14 protein-coding genes and 1 pseudogene are annotated in these 15,986 nt (G+C 75.9%); 7 read left to right on the top strand and 8 right to left on the bottom strand.

Annotated features, from left to right (window positions below; all coding sequences use genetic code 11):
- Positions 1 to 160: 160 nt before the first annotated feature.
- From ABT247_RS22940 to ABT247_RS22950, 3 genes are all read right to left on the bottom strand, one after another.
- Positions 161 to 799, bottom strand: coding sequence for a DUF6461 domain-containing protein (locus ABT247_RS22940; protein WP_350745021.1), 639 nt, complete (start codon positions 797 to 799; stop codon positions 161 to 163).
- A gap of 138 nt (positions 800 to 937) precedes the next feature.
- Positions 938 to 2,392, bottom strand: coding sequence for a CoA transferase (locus ABT247_RS22945; RefSeq protein WP_350745023.1), 1,455 nt, complete (start codon positions 2,390 to 2,392; stop codon positions 938 to 940).
- A gap of 228 nt (positions 2,393 to 2,620) precedes the next feature.
- Positions 2,621 to 3,937, bottom strand: coding sequence for a cytochrome P450 (locus ABT247_RS22950; RefSeq protein ID WP_350745025.1), 1,317 nt, complete (start codon positions 3,935 to 3,937; stop codon positions 2,621 to 2,623).
- A gap of 300 nt (positions 3,938 to 4,237) precedes the next feature.
- Between ABT247_RS22950 and ABT247_RS22955 the strand changes: the two genes are divergently transcribed.
- The gene (locus tag ABT247_RS22955; RefSeq protein ID WP_350745027.1) at positions 4,238 to 5,176 is read left to right on the top strand and encodes a hypothetical protein; all 939 of its coding nucleotides are present in this window, start codon (positions 4,238 to 4,240) and stop codon (positions 5,174 to 5,176) included.
- A gap of 368 nt (positions 5,177 to 5,544) precedes the next feature.
- Here ABT247_RS22955 and ABT247_RS22960 read toward each other — a convergent pair whose 3' ends face one another.
- Positions 5,545 to 5,829 (bottom strand): zf-HC2 domain-containing protein, encoded by a 285-nt coding sequence (locus ABT247_RS22960; protein WP_350745029.1) that lies wholly within the window; start codon positions 5,827 to 5,829, stop codon positions 5,545 to 5,547.
- 94 nt (positions 5,830 to 5,923) lie between these two features.
- On the opposite strand from ABT247_RS22960, the gene ABT247_RS22965 reads away from it, so the two are divergent.
- The 4 genes from ABT247_RS22965 (at position 5,924) to ABT247_RS22980 (ending at position 10,556) form a co-directional block, all read left to right on the top strand.
- The gene (locus tag ABT247_RS22965; protein WP_350745031.1) at positions 5,924 to 6,487 is read left to right on the top strand and encodes a sigma-70 family RNA polymerase sigma factor; all 564 of its coding nucleotides are present in this window, start codon (positions 5,924 to 5,926) and stop codon (positions 6,485 to 6,487) included.
- A gap of 184 nt (positions 6,488 to 6,671) precedes the next feature.
- Positions 6,672 to 8,039: an MFS transporter gene (locus ABT247_RS22970; protein WP_350745033.1), complete on the top strand. Its 1,368-nt coding sequence runs from the start codon at positions 6,672 to 6,674 to the stop codon at positions 8,037 to 8,039.
- Positions 8,036 to 9,379 (top strand): cytochrome P450 family protein, encoded by a 1,344-nt coding sequence (locus tag ABT247_RS22975; protein WP_350745035.1) that lies wholly within the window; start codon positions 8,036 to 8,038, stop codon positions 9,377 to 9,379. Before ABT247_RS22970 ends, ABT247_RS22975 begins: the two co-directional genes overlap by 4 nt.
- Before the next feature lie 151 nt (positions 9,380 to 9,530).
- Positions 9,531 to 10,556 (top strand): L-tyrosine/L-tryptophan isonitrile synthase family protein, encoded by a 1,026-nt coding sequence (locus tag ABT247_RS22980; protein WP_350745036.1) that lies wholly within the window; start codon positions 9,531 to 9,533, stop codon positions 10,554 to 10,556.
- 39 nt (positions 10,557 to 10,595) lie between these two features.
- Here the strand turns inward: ABT247_RS22980 and ABT247_RS22985 are convergent.
- The 4 genes and pseudogenes from ABT247_RS22985 to ABT247_RS23000 form a co-directional block, all read right to left on the bottom strand.
- Positions 10,596 to 10,724 (bottom strand): annotated as a pseudogene (locus ABT247_RS22985) (IS982 family transposase); the annotation flags it as partial.
- Between the two features lie 164 nt (positions 10,725 to 10,888).
- Positions 10,889 to 11,680 carry an ABC transporter ATP-binding protein gene (locus ABT247_RS22990; protein ID WP_350745038.1) on the bottom strand — a complete coding sequence of 264 codons (792 nt, stop codon included), beginning with the start codon at positions 11,678 to 11,680 and terminating at the stop codon, positions 10,889 to 10,891.
- Complete coding sequence (locus ABT247_RS22995) at positions 11,677 to 12,711, bottom strand: FecCD family ABC transporter permease (protein ID WP_350745046.1); 1,035 nt, start codon at positions 12,709 to 12,711, stop codon at positions 11,677 to 11,679. The genes ABT247_RS22990 and ABT247_RS22995 overlap by 4 nt, the downstream gene beginning before the upstream one ends.
- A gap of 99 nt (positions 12,712 to 12,810) precedes the next feature.
- Complete coding sequence (locus tag ABT247_RS23000) at positions 12,811 to 13,890, bottom strand: ABC transporter substrate-binding protein (RefSeq protein ID WP_350745040.1); 1,080 nt, start codon at positions 13,888 to 13,890, stop codon at positions 12,811 to 12,813.
- 171 nt (positions 13,891 to 14,061) lie between these two features.
- Here ABT247_RS23000 and ABT247_RS23005 point away from each other — a divergent pair, with 171 nt between their 5' ends.
- Both ABT247_RS23005 and ABT247_RS23010 read left to right on the top strand, forming a co-directional pair.
- Positions 14,062 to 14,868 (top strand): helical backbone metal receptor, encoded by an 807-nt coding sequence (locus tag ABT247_RS23005; protein WP_350745042.1) that lies wholly within the window; start codon positions 14,062 to 14,064, stop codon positions 14,866 to 14,868.
- A gap of 47 nt (positions 14,869 to 14,915) precedes the next feature.
- A complete protein-coding gene (locus tag ABT247_RS23010) occupies positions 14,916 to 15,947 on the top strand; it encodes a transglycosylase SLT domain-containing protein (protein ID WP_350745044.1) in 1,032 nt (343 codons plus the stop codon).
- Positions 15,948 to 15,986: the final 39 nt, after the last annotated feature.

Consider the following 15,986-nt stretch of genomic DNA (forward strand, 5'->3'; position numbering starts at 1 on the left):
CGGCGTGGTCGAGATCGCGACGGCCATCCGGGTGCACGCCCACGCCAAGCAGCTCCCGTCGGGGGCCTGACCGGCCGGGCCCGCGCCCGGCCGGGCCGCCGCGACCGGCTGGGCTCACTCGCCGGCTACCGGACGCGGCACCCCCGCTGCCGCCCCGCCGTCACGGCCGGGGCGCGTAGCCGAGCCGGAAGGTGGCGGCCTCCAGCCGGTCCGGGCCGAGCCGGACGTCCGTCAGCCGCTCGGCGAGGGCGAACGCGGCCTCGGTGTGCAGGTCGCCGTTCTCCCCGTCCAGTTCGAAGCCGCAGGCCGTCAGCAGTTCCGCGGTGCCCGGCGCTTCGGCGTCCGTGCCGTGCCGCTCGCCGGCGAAGAGCGGCTCGAAGTCCAGCCGGCAGGTGCCCTGCTCCCACCAGTGGAAGTGGTCCACCGCGTTGACGTTCCGGAAGTGCGAGACCAGCCGGGTGCCCTCGGCGAGCCGGGGGACGACCTCGTTCAGGCTGCCGAGGTAGCCGTACGGCTCGACCGCGAGGGCCCAGCCGTCGAGTTCGGTGACGGCGACGAGGACGCGCTCCTCGTCCGCGTCGAACAACTCCTCGGCCTCCTCGTCCTCCCCGTCCTCGAAGGCCTCCCAGGCGGCGAGCACCGCGTCGAGCCCGGTGACCTCCCGGCCGGTCAGGGCGTCGAAGCGGCGGAGCAGTTCGCTCGCGTCGATGCCCTCGACCTGGGTGAGGCAGTAGGCCTCGCCCAGGGCGGGGTAGCGCTTGTCGAACCAGGTGTAGTCGGCGGCGTGTGCGGCGGTCATGCGCAGGATGCTGCCACAGGCCACCGACGGCCCCGGCCGCGCCCCCGGACGGCTGTTCCGGGGGAGTCTTCCGGGCGGCTCCCCCGAGCACCGGACCCGTCGCTCGCCCGGGAGCTCGCCCGAGGGCTCGCCCGATCGTCAGTGCCACGCCGGCGCGTCGGTCCCCCAGCGCCCGGGCGGACGGGCCCAGTCGGCGGGGCCGCCTTCGTAGCCGATGGGCGGCAGGGCGTGCCGCAGCCGGCCGTACGCCGAGTCGGTCTCGGCGAGCCAGCGTGACGGGTCGTAGGGTTCGGCGCCGTGCCGCGCCTCGGCGGGCGCGTCAAGCTCGATGCCGTGCAGCAGCCACGAGGCGGTGCCGGCCAGGGAGAAGCGCAGGTGGCGGCCGCCGGGGCGGCGGGTCCGCTGGTCGGTGAGGGCGCGCAGGACGGCGGCGGCGATCAGGTAGCCGGTGCCGTGGTCGAGGGCCTGGGCGGGCAGGACGCCCGGGTGGCCGTCGGGTCCCGCCTCGTGGGCGGCGATGCCGACACCGGCCTGGACCAGGCTGTCGAAGCCCCGGCGGCCGGACCAGGGCCCGGACCAGCCCCAGGCGCAGAGCTGGGCGACGATCAGGTCGGGCCGGCGGGCGAGCAGGGCGTCCGGGGCGAGGCCGTGGGCGTCGAGGGCGCCGGGGCGGTAGGCGGTGACGACGACGTCGGCGGTGGCGAGCAGGCCCTCGAAGACGGCGCGGTCCCCGGGCTCGGCCAGGTCGAGGCAGGTGGAGCGCTTGCCGAAGCCGGTGTCCGCGTGGGCGTCGTCGGCCTCGGGCAGCCGGGGCGAGTCGATCCGCAGGACGTCGGCGCCGAGCAGGGCGAGGGTGCGGGTGGCGACCGGTCCGGCGATGACCCGGGTGAGGTCGAGCACCCGGACGCCGGCGGCGGGCCGGTCCACCGGGGCCGCCCCGAGGGGACGGGCGGTCGCGATGCCGGAATCCCGGGACTCCACCAGGGGGTGCACGGTCGCACTCACCGGCGCGACCGCCACGGCGAGCGCCCCCGCTGCGTACGCGCGCTCCTGTACCTGCTCGGCCGGGAGCTTGCCGAGCACCGCGGCGAGCTGCTCGGGCCCGGCCTCCGGGTCGAGGTCGAGGGCGGCGAGCAGCCGGGCGCGGTGGTGCGGATAGTTCGCGTGGGTGCGGACCCAGCCGTCGGCGGCCCGCCAGAACCCCGAGTGCGGGGCGAAGGTGACGGGTGCGCGGCCGCCGACGGTGAGGTGCCGCTCGCTGACGAACGCGGTGGCGACGGCCCCCTCGTCCACCCGGACGGCCGGGACGGACCCGCCGGCGCGGTACGCGGCCAGCTCGGCGGCGGCCAGCGAGCAGGCGGCCACCGTCGCCCGGGCGAGCCGGCGCACCGGCAGTCCCGAGGGCAGGACGTCCTGCGGGCCGTGGAAGCCCACGCGCGCCAGGAGCTCGGCCGGTCCGCCGAGCGCGGCCCAGGCGTCGGCGGTCGGGCGGTCGGTGGGCTCGGGCTCGGGCCCGCCGGCGGGAACGGAGCCGGTCTCGGGTGCGGGCTCGGACGCGGACGCGTGCTCGGACGGCATCGGACGATCGGTCATGTCCCGCATTCTGCTCCGCTTCCCGGTCCCCCGCCGTGACGCCCGCCACCAGGCCCCGGCACGAGGCGGTCGGTGGGCGGCCCGCTGCCCGCCACCGGGTCACCGTCTCGTGTGCCGGGTGGGCGGACCTCGGTACGGATCCGGACTGCCCGCGCGGCAGGGGCTCGAAGCCGGACCGGGGTTCGGAACCGGCCCGGGGCCGTGCGGACCGGGTCCCGGGGCCGGGGCTCAGAAGGTGAAGCGCAGCGAGCGGATCCGGTGGTCGAAGCTGGACGGGACGAGGTCCGGCTCTCCGACGGACCGGACCGCGGGCAGCCGGGTGTACAGCTCGCGCAGCAGCACCGCCATCTCCTGCCGGGCCAGGTGGGCGCCGAGGCAGTAGTGCGGTCCGCCCCCGCCGAAGCCGAGGTGGGGGTTGGGGCTGCGGGTGATGTCGAAGGCGTCCGGGTCGGGGAAGACCGTCTCGTCGCGGTTGGCCGAGCCGTAGTAGAGCGCGACCTTCTCCCCGGCCCGCAGCAGCGGGCCGCCCGGGCCGCCCAGCTCGTGGTCCACGGCGAGGGTGCGGCGGAACTGGATGATCGGCGTGGAGTGGCGCACGATCTCGTCCACCGCGCCGTCGAGCCGTCCGTCCAGGTCGCCGAGGAGCAGGGCACGCTGCTCGGGGTGCGCGGTCAGCAGGTGCAGGCCGTGGGACAGCGCGTTGCGGGTGGTCTCCACCCCGGCGACCAGCAGCAGGGTGAAGAAGGCGCCGAGCTCTCGGCCGGTCAGCCGCCGGCCGTCGACGTCGGCGGTGACCAGTGCGGAGATCAGGTCCTCGGCCGGCCGGCGGCGGCGCTCTCGACCGATCCCGGCGACGATGCCCTGCATCCGGGCGAGCGCCGCCAGCCCGCGGCCGGGTACCCGGAGCCGGCGGCGCGGACGGGCCACTCCGATGTCCGCGGAGCTGCGGTCGACCAGCGCGAGGATGGCCCGGCGCGGCTCCTCGGGGATGCCCATCATGGTGCAGATCACCTGGAACGGGAGCTGGGCGGCGACCGCGCCGACGAAGTCCTCGGGCCGGCTCCGCTCGACCTCGTCCACCAGGGCGGTGGCGATCCGGTGGACGTCCTCCTCGACCCGGCCGAGCAGCCTCGGGGTGAAGGCCTGCGAGACGATCCGACGCAGCTGGGCGTGGCGGGGCGCGTCCAGGTTGACCATCGAGTCGCCGAAGAGCACCCGCACCCAGCGGGCCGGCTCGGGGGTGGTCACGCCGGGGCCGGAGAGGAAGACCGCGGGGGTGCGGCTGGCCTCGACCACGTCGGCGTGCCGCACGAGCGCGTGGAAGCCCCGGCCGGTGGCGCGTTCGCCGAAGTACGCCGGGGCGGGCCGGCGGCGCAGCTCGGCGAAGGCGGCGGACCGCACGGCGGCGGGCAGCTGCCAGAAGCGCGGGTCGGCGAGGTCAGGACCGGAGCCTGCCGAACCGGACGCTGCGGGGTTGGGAACCGCGGGGCCGGACGGTGCGGGGTCGGCGGAGGTCGAGGGGGAAGTCTCCGCCGGGGTGTTCATCAGGTGCCTCCTGCGTCGGTCCGTTGGGCGCCGCCCGGGACGCACATGGCGTGGCGACGTGTGCACAGTTAGTGAGCACGGGGTGTGTGCTGTCAAGCCGCATCGACCGAGCCGCCGAAGGGTGGTATGAGCGGTTGATCGGCTCACCCGCCGTCGCGGGAGGCCGCTGCCCGACCCGGCAGGGCCGCCGCCGAGGGCCCGGTCCGCCGGGCCGCCGCCGAGGGGTCGGGCATGGTCTCACGCGACGGAACCGGCCAATACCGGAGGGTGCGGTCCGAGGCCGGCAGGGCGGGTGCGACGATGAGTGCCATCGTGATGACCGACCGGATCCGCCTGCTGCGCGCCGCGGTCTTCGCCGCGCTGTGCGTGGCGATGGCCGCCACGGCGCACGTCGCCATGGGCGGGGCCGGGGTCTCGCCGGCCGTGCTGCTCGGCGCGCTCGCGGCGGTCCTCGGCCTGACCTGGCTGCTGGCCGGGCAGCGGCGCGGGCTCCGGGTGATCAGCGCCTGGATGGTCGTGGCGCAGAGCGCGCTGCACCTGCTGTTCGAGCAGGCCGGGTCGTCCGGCCGCGGGAGCGGTGGCCTCGGCCGGCTCTCCGGCACGGACTGGACGGCCCTGCTGCTCTGCAACCCGGCCCGCGTGCCGGGCGGACTCTCCCCCGTCGAGCTGGCGAGGATGGCCGGGCTCGACCCGGACGCCCCGCCGACGACCGGCGCTCTGCCGCCGATGGCGGGGATGCACCACGGCTACGGGGCGGCGGCCGGCGCGGCCGACGGGATGGCCGCGGACACGGGCGTGTCCGGGATGACGGTCATGTCCGGAACCATGGACATGCCCGGCATGTCGCACGCGATGCCCGCGGGGGCGTCCGGCGGGGTGCCCGGCGGCGTGGCCCACGGACTCCCCGGGGGCGTGTCCGACGGCATGGCCCACGGAATGGCCCACGGCATGTCGCCGGGGATGGCCGTCGCCCACGTGCTGGCGGCGCTGGCCTGTGCGCTGCTGCTCTGGCGCGGCGACGTGGCCCTGGTGCGGCTCTTCGAGCTGCTCGGCGCGCTCGGGGGCGTGGTCGCGGGGGCGCTGCTGCTCCCGCTGCTGGCCCTGTTCGCCGGCCCCTTCGGGTACCGTCCGCCGACGCCGCCCCGGCCCGCCCGCCGACCGGTCCGGCTGCCCCGGTCGGCGCTGCTCAGCCATGCCCTCGTCCGGCGCGGGCCGCCGGCGTTCGGTCTCGCCTGCTGACGCGCCCGCCGCGCTGACCCCCGACCGGTTCCGGTCGATTCCCGGCTGACCGGCCGATCCCGGCCGACCCCAGCCGATCCCGGCCGTTGCCGGGACTCCCGTGGCGGGCAGGTCGCCCCGCCGTGCCGCACCGCCCGGCCCACCGCCGCAGCGCCTCGTGCCGCTGCGCCGCCGTGGGGCGGGCGCACCGCGCCGTCGGGGCTCGGGCCCGCGTTCGCCGACGCCTCCCGCGCGGGGCGCGCCGTGCCACGCGAGCGCCCCTGGACGCCTGCGGCACCGCCCTGCGCGGCTCGCCGCTCCCGCCTTCTTCTCGGGACCCTGCCATGCCTCACTTCGACGGCGCACCGGCTCTGGCCGGCGCCACCGTCCTACCGCTCCACGCCCCCCGCGAGCCCCGCATCCTGCGGCCCCTGCGGAGCGCGACCGAACGGGCCTTGCTCCCCCAGCCCGGCCAGCAGCCCGGCCGACCACTCCGGCGACGGCCCCTCGGCGGCGCTCGCCCGCACCCGGCCGCGCAGCCGTTCGGCGCGCTCCAGCCACTCCCGGCAGCCGGTGCAGCGCGCGAGGTGCTTGTCCAGCCGGGTGTCCGACAGGCCGCTCGGCTCACCGTCCAGCCGGGCGGACAGAGCGGTACGGAATTGCGCGCATCTCATATGACCATCGTCCCGCACGGCCCACACGCCGGGACGGGGGCCCGGACGAAGGCCCGGGCAGCGGCCCGGACGGGGACTCGCGCGGGAGGCCGTCGTGGATGACGACCAGCTCACCGCGCTCGCGCTGACCGCCCGCTCCGGCCGCGCGGCGGACGTCGAGGCCTTCGTCCGCGCGACCCAGCGGGACGTGTGGCGCTTCGTCGCCCACCTGACGGACGTCCAGTCCGCGGACGACCTCGCCCAGGAGACCTTCCTGCGGGCCCTGCGCAGCCTGCCCGCCTTCGCCGGGCGCTCCTCGGCCCGCACCTGGCTGCTGTCCATCGCCCGGCGCACGGTGATCGACCGGTACCGGACGGCCGCCGCCCGGCCGCGCTGCGCGGCGCTGCCGGACTGGCAGGAGGCGGCGGAGCGGCAGGGGGACAGCCGGACGGCGGGCTTCGAGGACGGCATCGCCCTCGGGGACCTTCTCGACCGGGTGCCGGCGCAGCGCCGGGAGGCCTTCGTGCTGACCCAGGTGGTCGGGCTGAGCTACGCCGAGGCGGCCGAGGTCGCGGGTTGCCCGGTCGGCACCGTCCGCTCCCGAGTGGCCCGGGCCCGCGAGGAACTGGTCGCCCGGCTGCGGGCGGCCGAGGCCGGGGAGCTCGCGGCAGCCTGCTGAGCAGCGCCCCTCACCCCCTCCGTGAAAAATTCCCCCAAGTGTTCGGAACCGGAGCCCCCGCGCCCCCGACTGCTGTACCGGACCCCGCCGCCGAGGCGGTGCCCGGTCCAGCAGCGGGGGAACGGAGGACTCCATGTCGGCACAACCACCGTCCACTACGGCCGACCTGACGACGCATCAGTCCATGCAGGCCGACCGGTGGAGCCTGGTCGTGGCCGCCGGGCTGCTCTCGTTCGTCGCGATGCTCGACATGAACGTGGTCAACCTGGCGCTCACCGACATATCCGCCGGCCTGCACGTCTCCCCCGGGGTCGCCCAGTGGGCCGTCCTCGGTTACCAACTCCCCCTCGTGGCCCTGCTCCTGCCCGCCGGGCGGTGGCTGGACCAGGTCGGCACCCGGTCCGCGCTGCTGCTCGCGGTCGGCTGCTTCGCCGGCTGCAGCGTGCTGGCCGCGCTCGCCCCGTGGGCGGGGTGGCTGATCGCGGCGCGACTGCTGCAAGGCGCCTTCGGAGCCGTGCTGTTCGTCCTGATGCCGGTCCTGGCGGCGACGTCCGTCCGGCCCGAGCTGCGCGGACGGGCGATGAGCGTGCCCGCGACGCTCGGCCCGCTCGGCGCCGTCACCGGTCCGGTGGTCGGCGGCCTGCTGCTGGACCACCTCGGCTGGCGGGCGGTCTTCCTGGTCAAACTGCCGGTCTGCCTGGCGGCCGTCCTGATCGTGCGGCGGGACGCCCCGCGGCGCGGAGGACTCCGCCCGCCGGACCGCAGGTCGCTCGGGGACGCCACCCTGATCGGCGCCGCGGTGGCCGCCGTCCTGCTCGCCCTCACCCTGGCGCCGCGGGCCCCGCAGTGGCTGCTGCTGGCGCTGCCCGCCGTACCCCTGGCGCTGCTGTGGCTGCGCCGCCCCGGCGGCCGGCCGGTGGCCGAGGTGCTGCGGGCAGCCGGGACCGCCGGGGTGAACGCCTCGGTGCTCGCGCTCGCCGCCGGTTTCGCGGCCTGCCAGTACCTGCTGGTGCAGCACCTGCGCGGGCCGCTGGGTGAGAGCGCCACCGCCACCGCGCTGACCATGCTGGCCTTCCCGCTCGGGATGGTGCTGGCCGGTCGGCTCGGCGGCCGCTTGGCCGACCGCTGGGGTGCCCGGCCGACGGCCCTCACCGGCGCCGCCGTCACCACGGTCGGACTGGCGCTGCTCGTCCCGGTGGGCGCCGACTGGTCCGCGCCCGGCATCGCCGCGCGGCTCGCCGTCGCCGGTGCCGGGATGGGGCTCAACGGCGGCCCCACCCAGGCGCTCGTGATGTCCGCCTCCCCGCCCGCGAAACTGGCCACCGCCGGCTCCACCGTCCAACTCGCCCGCAGCCTCGGCTTCGCCCTCGGCCCGGCCCTGGCCACCGCCGCGGCCCTGGCGGGCGACCGCGCCACCACGGGCACCCGTTCGGGCATCGCCCTCGCCGCCGCGGTCGCCGCCACCGCCGTGCTCCTGCTCGCACTGCACCGACGCCCGCAGACCGCGGCGGCAGCACCCGTATCCGCACCACCGGAGGAAGTCCACCCATGACCGACACCGTCCACGACCCGGCCACGACCGGGCCCGCCCCCGAGGCACCGCGCTGCCCGTACGGGCACGACCGCGACGCCCCCGGGCCCGTCCCGCTGTACGGCCCGGCCTACAAGAGCGACCCGTACCCGCTCTACCGCCGGCTGCGCGAGACCGGGCCGGTGCACCGGGTGGAGTTCCCCAGCGGCATCCACGCCTGGCTGGTCACCGGCTACCGGGCCGCCCACGCGACCCTCAACGACCCCCGCCTGGGCAAGAACCACCGCCTGGGCAACGAGAACTGGCGCCGACTGGCGTCGATCATGCCCGAGCCGCAGCACTCCCAGCTCCAGGTCCACCTGCTGCACCAGGACCCGCCCGAGCACACCGCGATGCGCCGGCTGGTCCTGGACGCCTTCGCCCCGCGCCGGGTGGAGGCGCTGCGCCCGCGGCTGCGGGAGCTCGCGGACGCCCTGGTCGACGGGCTGCCCGCCACCGGCGGCGCCGACCTGGTGGCGGGCTTCGCGGCCCACTACCCGTTCCGGGTGCTGGCCGAAGTCATCGGCCTGCCCGAGGACCTGGCGAGCCGGTTCGACCGCGACTGGGGCAAGGTGGTGCAGCCCGTCGGGCCGCAGGACCCGGGCCGGCCCGCGTACGAGGCACGGCTGCGCGGCCTGCAGACGTACATCGCCGACGTCGTGCGGCGCAAGCGCGCCGACTCCCGGGCCCCCGGCTGGGCGGAGGACGAGGACCTGCTCGGCCGGCTGGTCGCGGCCCACGACGAGGGCGGGCTGAGCCGCGAGGAGCTCGACTCGATGGTGTTCCAGCTGCTGGTCGCCGGGCAGGAGCCGGTCACCAACCAGATCACCACCATGCTGATCACCCTGCTGCGCCACCCCGAGCAGCTCGCCGCACTGCGCGGGAGCCTCGACGAACCCGGCCGGCTCGCCCGCGCGGTGGAGGAACTGCTCCGCCACGACGCCGCGTTCGAGCTCACCACCTGGCGGTTCTTCGCCGAGGACAGCGACCTGTTCGGCACCCGCGTCCCCGCCGGCGACTCGGTGATCGTCTCGCTCTGCGCCGCGAACCGCGACGGACTGCAGTTCCCCGAGGCCGACAGCCTCGACCTCGACCGCACCCCCAACGCCCACCTGGCCTTCGGCCACGGCATCCACTACTGCCCGGGCGCGGCCCTGGCCAGGGCCGAACTCCAGGTCGCCGTCGCCACCCTGCTCAGCCGGCTGCCCGGGCTGCGCCCCGCCGACACGGCCGGGGACGGCCTGGACGAACTCGCCTGGATCCCCGCCGTCCTGGCCCGCGGGGTCAACCGGCTGCCGGTCGCCTACGACCGGCGCGTCTGAGTACCCGGCGTCCGAGTACCCGGCGCCTGCGCCCAGCCCGCGAACCGGGCAGCCCCCCGCCGGCCTCACGCAGCCGGCTCCACCCGCCCCACGCCCGTACGCCCACCCGCCCGTCCGCCCGTCCGCCCCAATCCGTGGAGGAGAACCGATCATGCCGCTCGTCGGCACCGCCCCCGCCGTCACCCGCACCGCCGAGCAGCGGTCGACGGCCCAGCTCGCCGCCCGCGTCCTGAGCCTGCTGCTGCCGCACCGCCGCGCCTCCGATCCGGATCTCGACGCCCGGCCCGAGCACTTCCCCTTCCAGCTCGCCCAGTTGGCCGACATCATCGACGCCGGCGAGCCGATCGTGTTCACCCTGCCGGGGTTCCCGTGCAAGTCGCCGAACCCGGCGAAGGTGCTGGGCCACCTGCCCGACGAGGGCGAACGGCTGTCGCTGACCTTCCTGGACGACCTGTGCGCCCGGATAGGCCGGATCCACCCGCCCGGCGCGCGGATCCTGATCTGCTCGGACGGGCACGTCTTCGGCGACCTGATCAACGTCTCCGACGAGCACATCGACGAGTACTCGGACGCGTTGACCGCGATGATCGAACGCGAGGGCCTGCGCCACCTCGCCACCTTCGACCTGCGGGCGGTGCTCGGCGACCTGCCGTACGACGAGAAGCGCGCCCTGGTGCACGAGCGGTACGCGCCCGGTGTCGAGGAGTTGCGCGAGCAGGTCCTGACCGAGGAGGAGACGCTGCGGCTCTACCGGGGCATCACCCGCTTCCTCACCGAGGACACCGCCGACTTCCCGGGCACCAGGTCGGCCCTCCAGCGGGAGTGCCGTCGCCGCGCGTACGGGGTGATCCAGCGCAGCCGCGCCTGGGGCGAGTTGATCGCCGAGCAGCACCCGCGGGCGGTCCGGCTGTCCATCCACCCGCAGCCGGCCGGGGCGCCTAAGTTCGGCATCCGGCTGCTGGCGGCGGCCGACGCCTGGATGACGCCCTGGCACTCGGCGGTGCTCCACCGACCGGACGGGACGTGGGAGTTGCGCCGCAACGAGGAGGCGGCGCGGCTCGGCCGGCTGGTCCTGCGCGAGGGCCGGCCGAGCCACTACGAGAGCGACGGCCACGGGAGGCCGCAGAGCGGCGGGAGTCGCTGGAGCCCGTCTCCGGACCGGGCCCTGGACGAGTAGTTCCGATGTCGGGCCGTGGTCGTGGGCGATCAGTGAGCTCGGGCCGGCCAGGGCCCAGGTGACGGGCAGCCCGCCCGGGGTGCACCCGAGGTGCAGCTTCAGGCCCCGGAACCAGCATGGATGCGAGCGGCTGTAGCCGTAGCCGGCCAGGGCGGAGCGGCGCACGGTGTGACAGCCCGACCACGGTGCTCGGGGCAGGTGATCATCGATCGGCACGTGGAGTGCCGTCAGAAGGGTGTCCAGCTCTTCGGTCGTCACAACCCGGTGCCGGACACCCTTCCTCCACGTCCGGAGCAGAACCCGCAGACCCAGCCGACTTCGGAACTGCTCGTCTAGCCCGGCGCGACGGCGTCCGCCGGGCTGCGGTGGTCGAAGGCGATCAGCGGATCGCCGGTGAGCGGGTGCTCGACCACGGCGGCCCGGACGCCGAAGACCTCGGCCAGCAGGTCGGCGGTCAGCACCTCGCGCGGTGGCCCGGACGCCACCAGGGTGCCCCGGTGCAGGACGTGCAGCCGGTCGCAGACCGAGGCCGCGGCGTTGAGGTCGTGCAGCGCGACCAGGGTGGTGCGGCGCTGCTCCCGGAGCAGGGCGAGGAGTTCGACCTGGTGCCGGACGTCCAGGTGGTTGGTCGGCTCGTCCAGGACCAGGACGTCCGGCTGCTGGGCGAGCGCACGGGCGAGCAGCACCCGCTGCCGTTCGCCGCCGGAGAGTTGGGCGAACCGGCGGTCGGCGGCCTCGGCCATGCCGACCCGGGCCAGCGCCTCGGCGGTGATCCGGTGGTCCTCGGCGTCGTCGGCCGCGAAGGCCCGCTTGTACGGGGTGCGGCCCATCGCGACCACCTCGCGCACGCTCAGCTCGAAGTCGCCGCCGCGCTCCTGGGGCAGCGCGCCGATGTGCCGGGCGGACTGCGCGGGCCGCAGGGCGGCGAGGTCGCGCCCGGCCAGCAGCACCCGGCCGACGCTCGGCCGCAGGTGCCGGTAGACGGTGCGCAGCAGGCTGGACTTGCCGCTGCCGTTGGGCCCGACCAGCCCGGCGATCTCGCCTTCCGCGGCGACCAGGTGGACCCCGGCCAGCACCGTCCGGCCGGCGAGGGCGACGCTCAGGTCCTCGATGGCGATCCTCAACTGCGCTCCAGTCGTCGGTCCAGCAGGTAGAGCAGGGTGGGCGCGCCGAGCACCGCGGTGACGACGCCGATCGGCAGTTCCTGGCCGTCCAGGGCGGTGCGGGCCACGGTGTCGACGACGACCAGCAGCACGGCACCGGTGAGCGCGGAGAGCGGTAGCAGCCGCCGGTGGTCGCCTCCGACGAGCAGCCGGCAGACGTGCGGCACCATGAGCCCGACGAAGCCGATCGCGCCGGAGACGGCGACCAGCACGCCGGTGAGGACGCTGGTGACGACGAACACCTCGCGGCGCAGCCGGGTGACGTCCACGCCGAGTCCGGCGGCGGTCTCGTCGCCCATCAGCATCGCGTTGAGTCCCCGGGCGCGGGCCTGGAGGAGCGCCAGACCGGCGGCCACCGCCACCGCCGGGACGGCGAGTTGGGCCCAGACGGCACCGCCGAGGCTGCCCATGAGCCAGAACAGCACGCCCCGGGTCTGCTGTTCGTCGCGGGTCTGCAGGACGAGGTAGCTGGTGATGCCGCCGAGGAACTGGGCGATGCCGATGCCCGCCAGGACCAACCGCAGCGGGGAGAAACCTCCGCCGCGCCGGGCCATCAGCCAGACCAGGGAGAACGCGGCGAGCGCGCCGGCGAACGCCGCCAGGGAGACGGTGAGGCCGAGCGCGCTGCCGAAGGAGAGTTCGATGCCGAGGGCGGTGCCGAGGACGATGGTGGCGACCGCCCCGAGGGAGGCTCCGGAGGAGATGCCGAGCAGGTAGGGGTCGGCGAGCGGGTTGCGGACCAGGGCCTGTACGGCGGTGCCGACCAGGCCGAGCCCGGCGCCCACCACGGCGGCCAACAGGGCGCGCGGCACCCGCAGCCGCCACACGATGAGGTCGTGGGTGCCCGGGCCGGGGGCCCGTCCGGTGAGGTGGTGGGCGACCACGGACCAGACGTCGCCGGGCGGGATGTCCACCGAGCCGAGCGAGACGGCGGCGGTCAGCGCGAGCAGCAGGGCGACGGTCAGCACGGCGGCCAGCGGCCCGGCCCGCAGGGTGCGGGCCGGGCGCGGGGCGGCAGCGGCAGCGGCAGCGGCGGCGGCGGCGGTGCCAGTGGCGGCCGCCGTACCGGCGGAGGGGGCCGGAGTCACCGTCTACTGACCGTTCTTGACGAGGTCGGGGTGGACGGCGGCGGCGATCTGCCGGACCGCGTCGGCGTTGCGCACCCCGGCGATGGTGGTCACCTCGGAGCCGAGCCGCACGAAGTGGCCCTCCTGAACGGCCTTGAGGTCCTTGGTCGCCGGGAAGCCCCGCAGGAACGCCTCGGCGTCGTCGAAGGCCTTGCGGGTGGCTTCCTCGGTGCCCCGGTTGCGCACGGACAGCTGGATCCAGTCGGGGTTCCTGGCGACGACGTCCTCCCAGGAGCCGGTTTTGAAGTCGGCGTCGCAGTCCGCGAACACGTTGCGGGCCCCGGCCAGGGTGATCACGGCGTTGGCGACCTGCCGGCCGCAGACCGCCACCGGCTGCTTGGTGCCGGCGTCGAAGTCGAAGACGAAGTAGCCGGGCCGCTTGTCCTCGGGCACTCCGGCGAGCGCGGTGCGGACCTCGCCGATCCGCTGCTCCATCCCGCTGACGAGTTCCTCGGCGCGGGCGGCGGTGCCGGTGACCGCCCCGAGCCGACGGAGGTCGTCCTCGATCCCGGCGAGGTCGGTGCGCGGCGCCTTGGCGGCCTTCGGGGTGCCGGCGCAGGCCGTCGACAGCAGGTAGACGTGCTGGATCCCGGCCGCCGCGAACTCCTCCTCGCCGGGCCCGGTGGCGCCGCCTCCCATCATCGGCATCGCGCCGAAGGTGTCGACGTACAGGTCGGCGCCGGAGCCGAGCAGCTTCTCCTTGGGGATGGTCTTGTCGCCGAGCACGGGCACCTTCGCGCCCTGGTCGGCGAGGTCGGCCGGCAGGGTGCCCTTGCCGGGCGGGAAGCCGGTGCCGATGACCCGGTCGCCCGCGCCGAGGCGCAGCAGCATCTCCAGGCCGGCCGCGTTGCTGGTGACGATCCGCGCCGGGCTCTTGGCGATCACGGTCTCCTTGCCGGCGCAGTCGGCGACCTTGACGGGGTACCCCCCGGCCGGGGCGGCCTGGGCGGTGACGGAGGCGTTCCCGCCCCCGCCGCCGCTTCCGCAGGCCGTGGCGAACAGGGCGACGGCGGCCGCGATACCGCAGACAACGCGAGGACGCATGACAACTCTCCTGGTCGGTGATCGTGCTGCGGGCCCACGCTGCGGACCCGGACCAGGTAGTCGGACGGTATGCCCGGCCGGTTCCCGCCGGATCTCCGCTTTCCGCGCCACCGACCGGCCTCCCACGACGGCTCGACGTGGCGGGCGGCGCCCGGCGCGTAGGGTGGCCGGATGGCCGAACCCACCGCGCCGCGCGACGACCTCGACCTGCCCGTGCCGCTCGGACCGCACCCGCCGCGCCGGGTGGTCTCGCTGGTGCCCTCGCTGACCGAGGCGGTCGCCGCCACCGCCACCGGTCTGCTGGTCGGCGCCACGAACTGGTGCAGCCACCCCGCCGACCTGGCCGTCAGCCGGATCGGCGGCACCAAGAACCCGGACGTACCGGGCGTCCTCGCACTCGGGCCGGACCTGGTGCTGGCCAACGACGAGGAGAACCGGCGCCCCGACCTGGACGCGCTCCGGGCCGCCGGGGTGCCGGTGTGGGTCACCGACATCCGCACCCTGGACGACGCGTTCCGCTCGCTGGACCGGCTGCTCACCACCGCCTGCGGGCTGCCCCGCCCGGCCTGGCTGGACGAGGCGGAGGCGGCCTGGCGCGACGTACGGCCGGTGGCGGACGGTCCGCGGGCCGTCGTGCCGATCTGGCGCCGCCCGTGGATGGTGCTCGGTCGCGACACCTTCGCCGGGGACCTGCTGCGCCGCCTGGGCGTGCGGCTCGTCCACGCCGACCACCCGGAGCGCTACCCCGCCGTGCCGCTGCCCGAACTCCTCGCCAAACGGCCGGACTTGGTGGTGCTGCCGGACGAGCCGTACCGCTTCACCGCCGCGGACGGCCCGGAGGCGTTCCCGGGAGTTCCGGCGGCGCTGGTCAGCGGACGGCACCTGACCTGGTACGGCCCCTCCCTGGTCACCGCTCCGACGGTGCTGCGGGCGGCGCTCGACCACCCGTTCACATCGGGCTCGGTAGGCACATCGTAGGATGACCGCCACTCGCCGGACCGCCGGCGACAAGTGGGGGGAACCACATGAAGCCGAGCACCGTCCGGCGGGCACTGATCCTGGTGTCCGCCACCGCCGTCTCGACCGCCGTCCTCACGGGCTGCGGCACCGAGCACACCGACGGCCGCCAGAACACGGCGGCCGCCCCGCCGACGGCCGCGACCGCCACGCCGGCCGACACACCCAGCGCGAGCCCGTCCGCGAGCGCCGCCCCGACGCCGACCGACTCCGCGACGGGCGGCCCCAGCGCCTCGCGCAGCGCAAGCGCGAGCCCCGGGGCGGGCAGGTCGGCGAAGGCCTCACCGAGCACCCAGCCGGGCAACGCCAAGCCCGCCGCCGGCAACGCGGCCGCCGCGCCCACCACCCAACCGCCGGTCGCCAAGCCCGTCATCGCCGCGCCCGTGCCGACCGCCAAGCCCGGCGCGGTGGCGCTCCCGCCGCCGCCCGCACCGCCGGCGCCGCACGTCCCGCCGCTGCAGAGCGGCTGCCAGCCCAGCAAGCCGCAGCCCGACGAGCCCAAGGCGGCCGTCGCCGCAGCCCTGACGGCGGCGGCGGGCCAGGCCCGGTCGCTCACCCTCAGCTTGGGCGGCACCGACAAGCTCCCGCCGCTGCCGGTCAACCTGGTCAAGGCGATCGCCTGGCAGGAGAGCGGCTGGCAGTCCGGCATCCTCGCCTGCGACGGCGGGATCGGCACCATGCAGGTCATGCCGAACACGGTCAGCTGGATGAACGGAAAGTTCGGCACCACCTCCGATCCCAAGACTCTCACCGGGAACGTCCAGCTCGGCACCCAGCTGCTCGACTGGCTGGTCGCCTACTACGCCGACTCCTCCTTCGGCGGCAAGTACGACCTCTCCCCCGACCCGGCCACCGGCAAGACGCCGCTGCTCGACCTGGTCATCTCCGCGTACAACGCGGGCGCGGGCAACGTGCACTACAACACCGTCACCGACCCGGCCACGGGCGAGGTCGTCGGCAGCCTGGTCATTCCGAACCCGCAGTACGTGGCCAATGTCAAGGCACTGATGTCCGGCCAGCCGTGGAACAAGGCGGGCTGACGGCCTCCGGCGGCAGCGGCAGGGCCCGGGACGCGCACG

The organism is Kitasatospora sp. NPDC001539 (assembly GCF_040298565.1).
In the GTDB taxonomy this organism is placed as follows: domain Bacteria; phylum Actinomycetota; class Actinomycetes; order Streptomycetales; family Streptomycetaceae; genus Kitasatospora.

What these genes read in the sequence shown, in the direction of transcription:
- ABT247_RS22970 (WP_350745033.1), top strand. Translation starts at nt 6,672, where the DNA reads ATGCAGGCCGACCGGTGGAGCCTGGTCGTGGCCGCCGGGCTGCTCTCG.
- ABT247_RS22980 (WP_350745036.1), top strand. Translation starts at nt 9,531, where the DNA reads ATGCCGCTCGTCGGCACCGCCCCCGCCGTCACCCGCACCGCCGAGCAG.
- ABT247_RS22975 (WP_350745035.1), top strand. Translation starts at nt 8,036, where the DNA reads ATGACCGACACCGTCCACGACCCGGCCACGACCGGGCCCGCCCCCGAG.
- ABT247_RS22955 (WP_350745027.1), top strand. Translation starts at nt 4,238, where the DNA reads ATGAGTGCCATCGTGATGACCGACCGGATCCGCCTGCTGCGCGCCGCG.
- ABT247_RS23010 (WP_350745044.1), top strand. Translation starts at nt 14,916, where the DNA reads ATGAAGCCGAGCACCGTCCGGCGGGCACTGATCCTGGTGTCCGCCACC.
- ABT247_RS23000 (WP_350745040.1), bottom strand. Translation starts at nt 13,890, where the DNA reads ATGCGTCCTCGCGTTGTCTGCGGTATCGCGGCCGCCGTCGCCCTGTTC.
- ABT247_RS22945 (WP_350745023.1), bottom strand. Translation starts at nt 2,392, where the DNA reads ATGACCGATCGTCCGATGCCGTCCGAGCACGCGTCCGCGTCCGAGCCC.
- ABT247_RS22940 (WP_350745021.1), bottom strand. Translation starts at nt 799, where the DNA reads ATGACCGCCGCACACGCCGCCGACTACACCTGGTTCGACAAGCGCTAC.
- ABT247_RS22950 (WP_350745025.1), bottom strand. Translation starts at nt 3,937, where the DNA reads ATGAACACCCCGGCGGAGACTTCCCCCTCGACCTCCGCCGACCCCGCA.
- ABT247_RS22960 (WP_350745029.1), bottom strand. Translation starts at nt 5,829, where the DNA reads ATGAGATGCGCGCAATTCCGTACCGCTCTGTCCGCCCGGCTGGACGGT.
- ABT247_RS23005 (WP_350745042.1), top strand. Translation starts at nt 14,062, where the DNA reads ATGGCCGAACCCACCGCGCCGCGCGACGACCTCGACCTGCCCGTGCCG.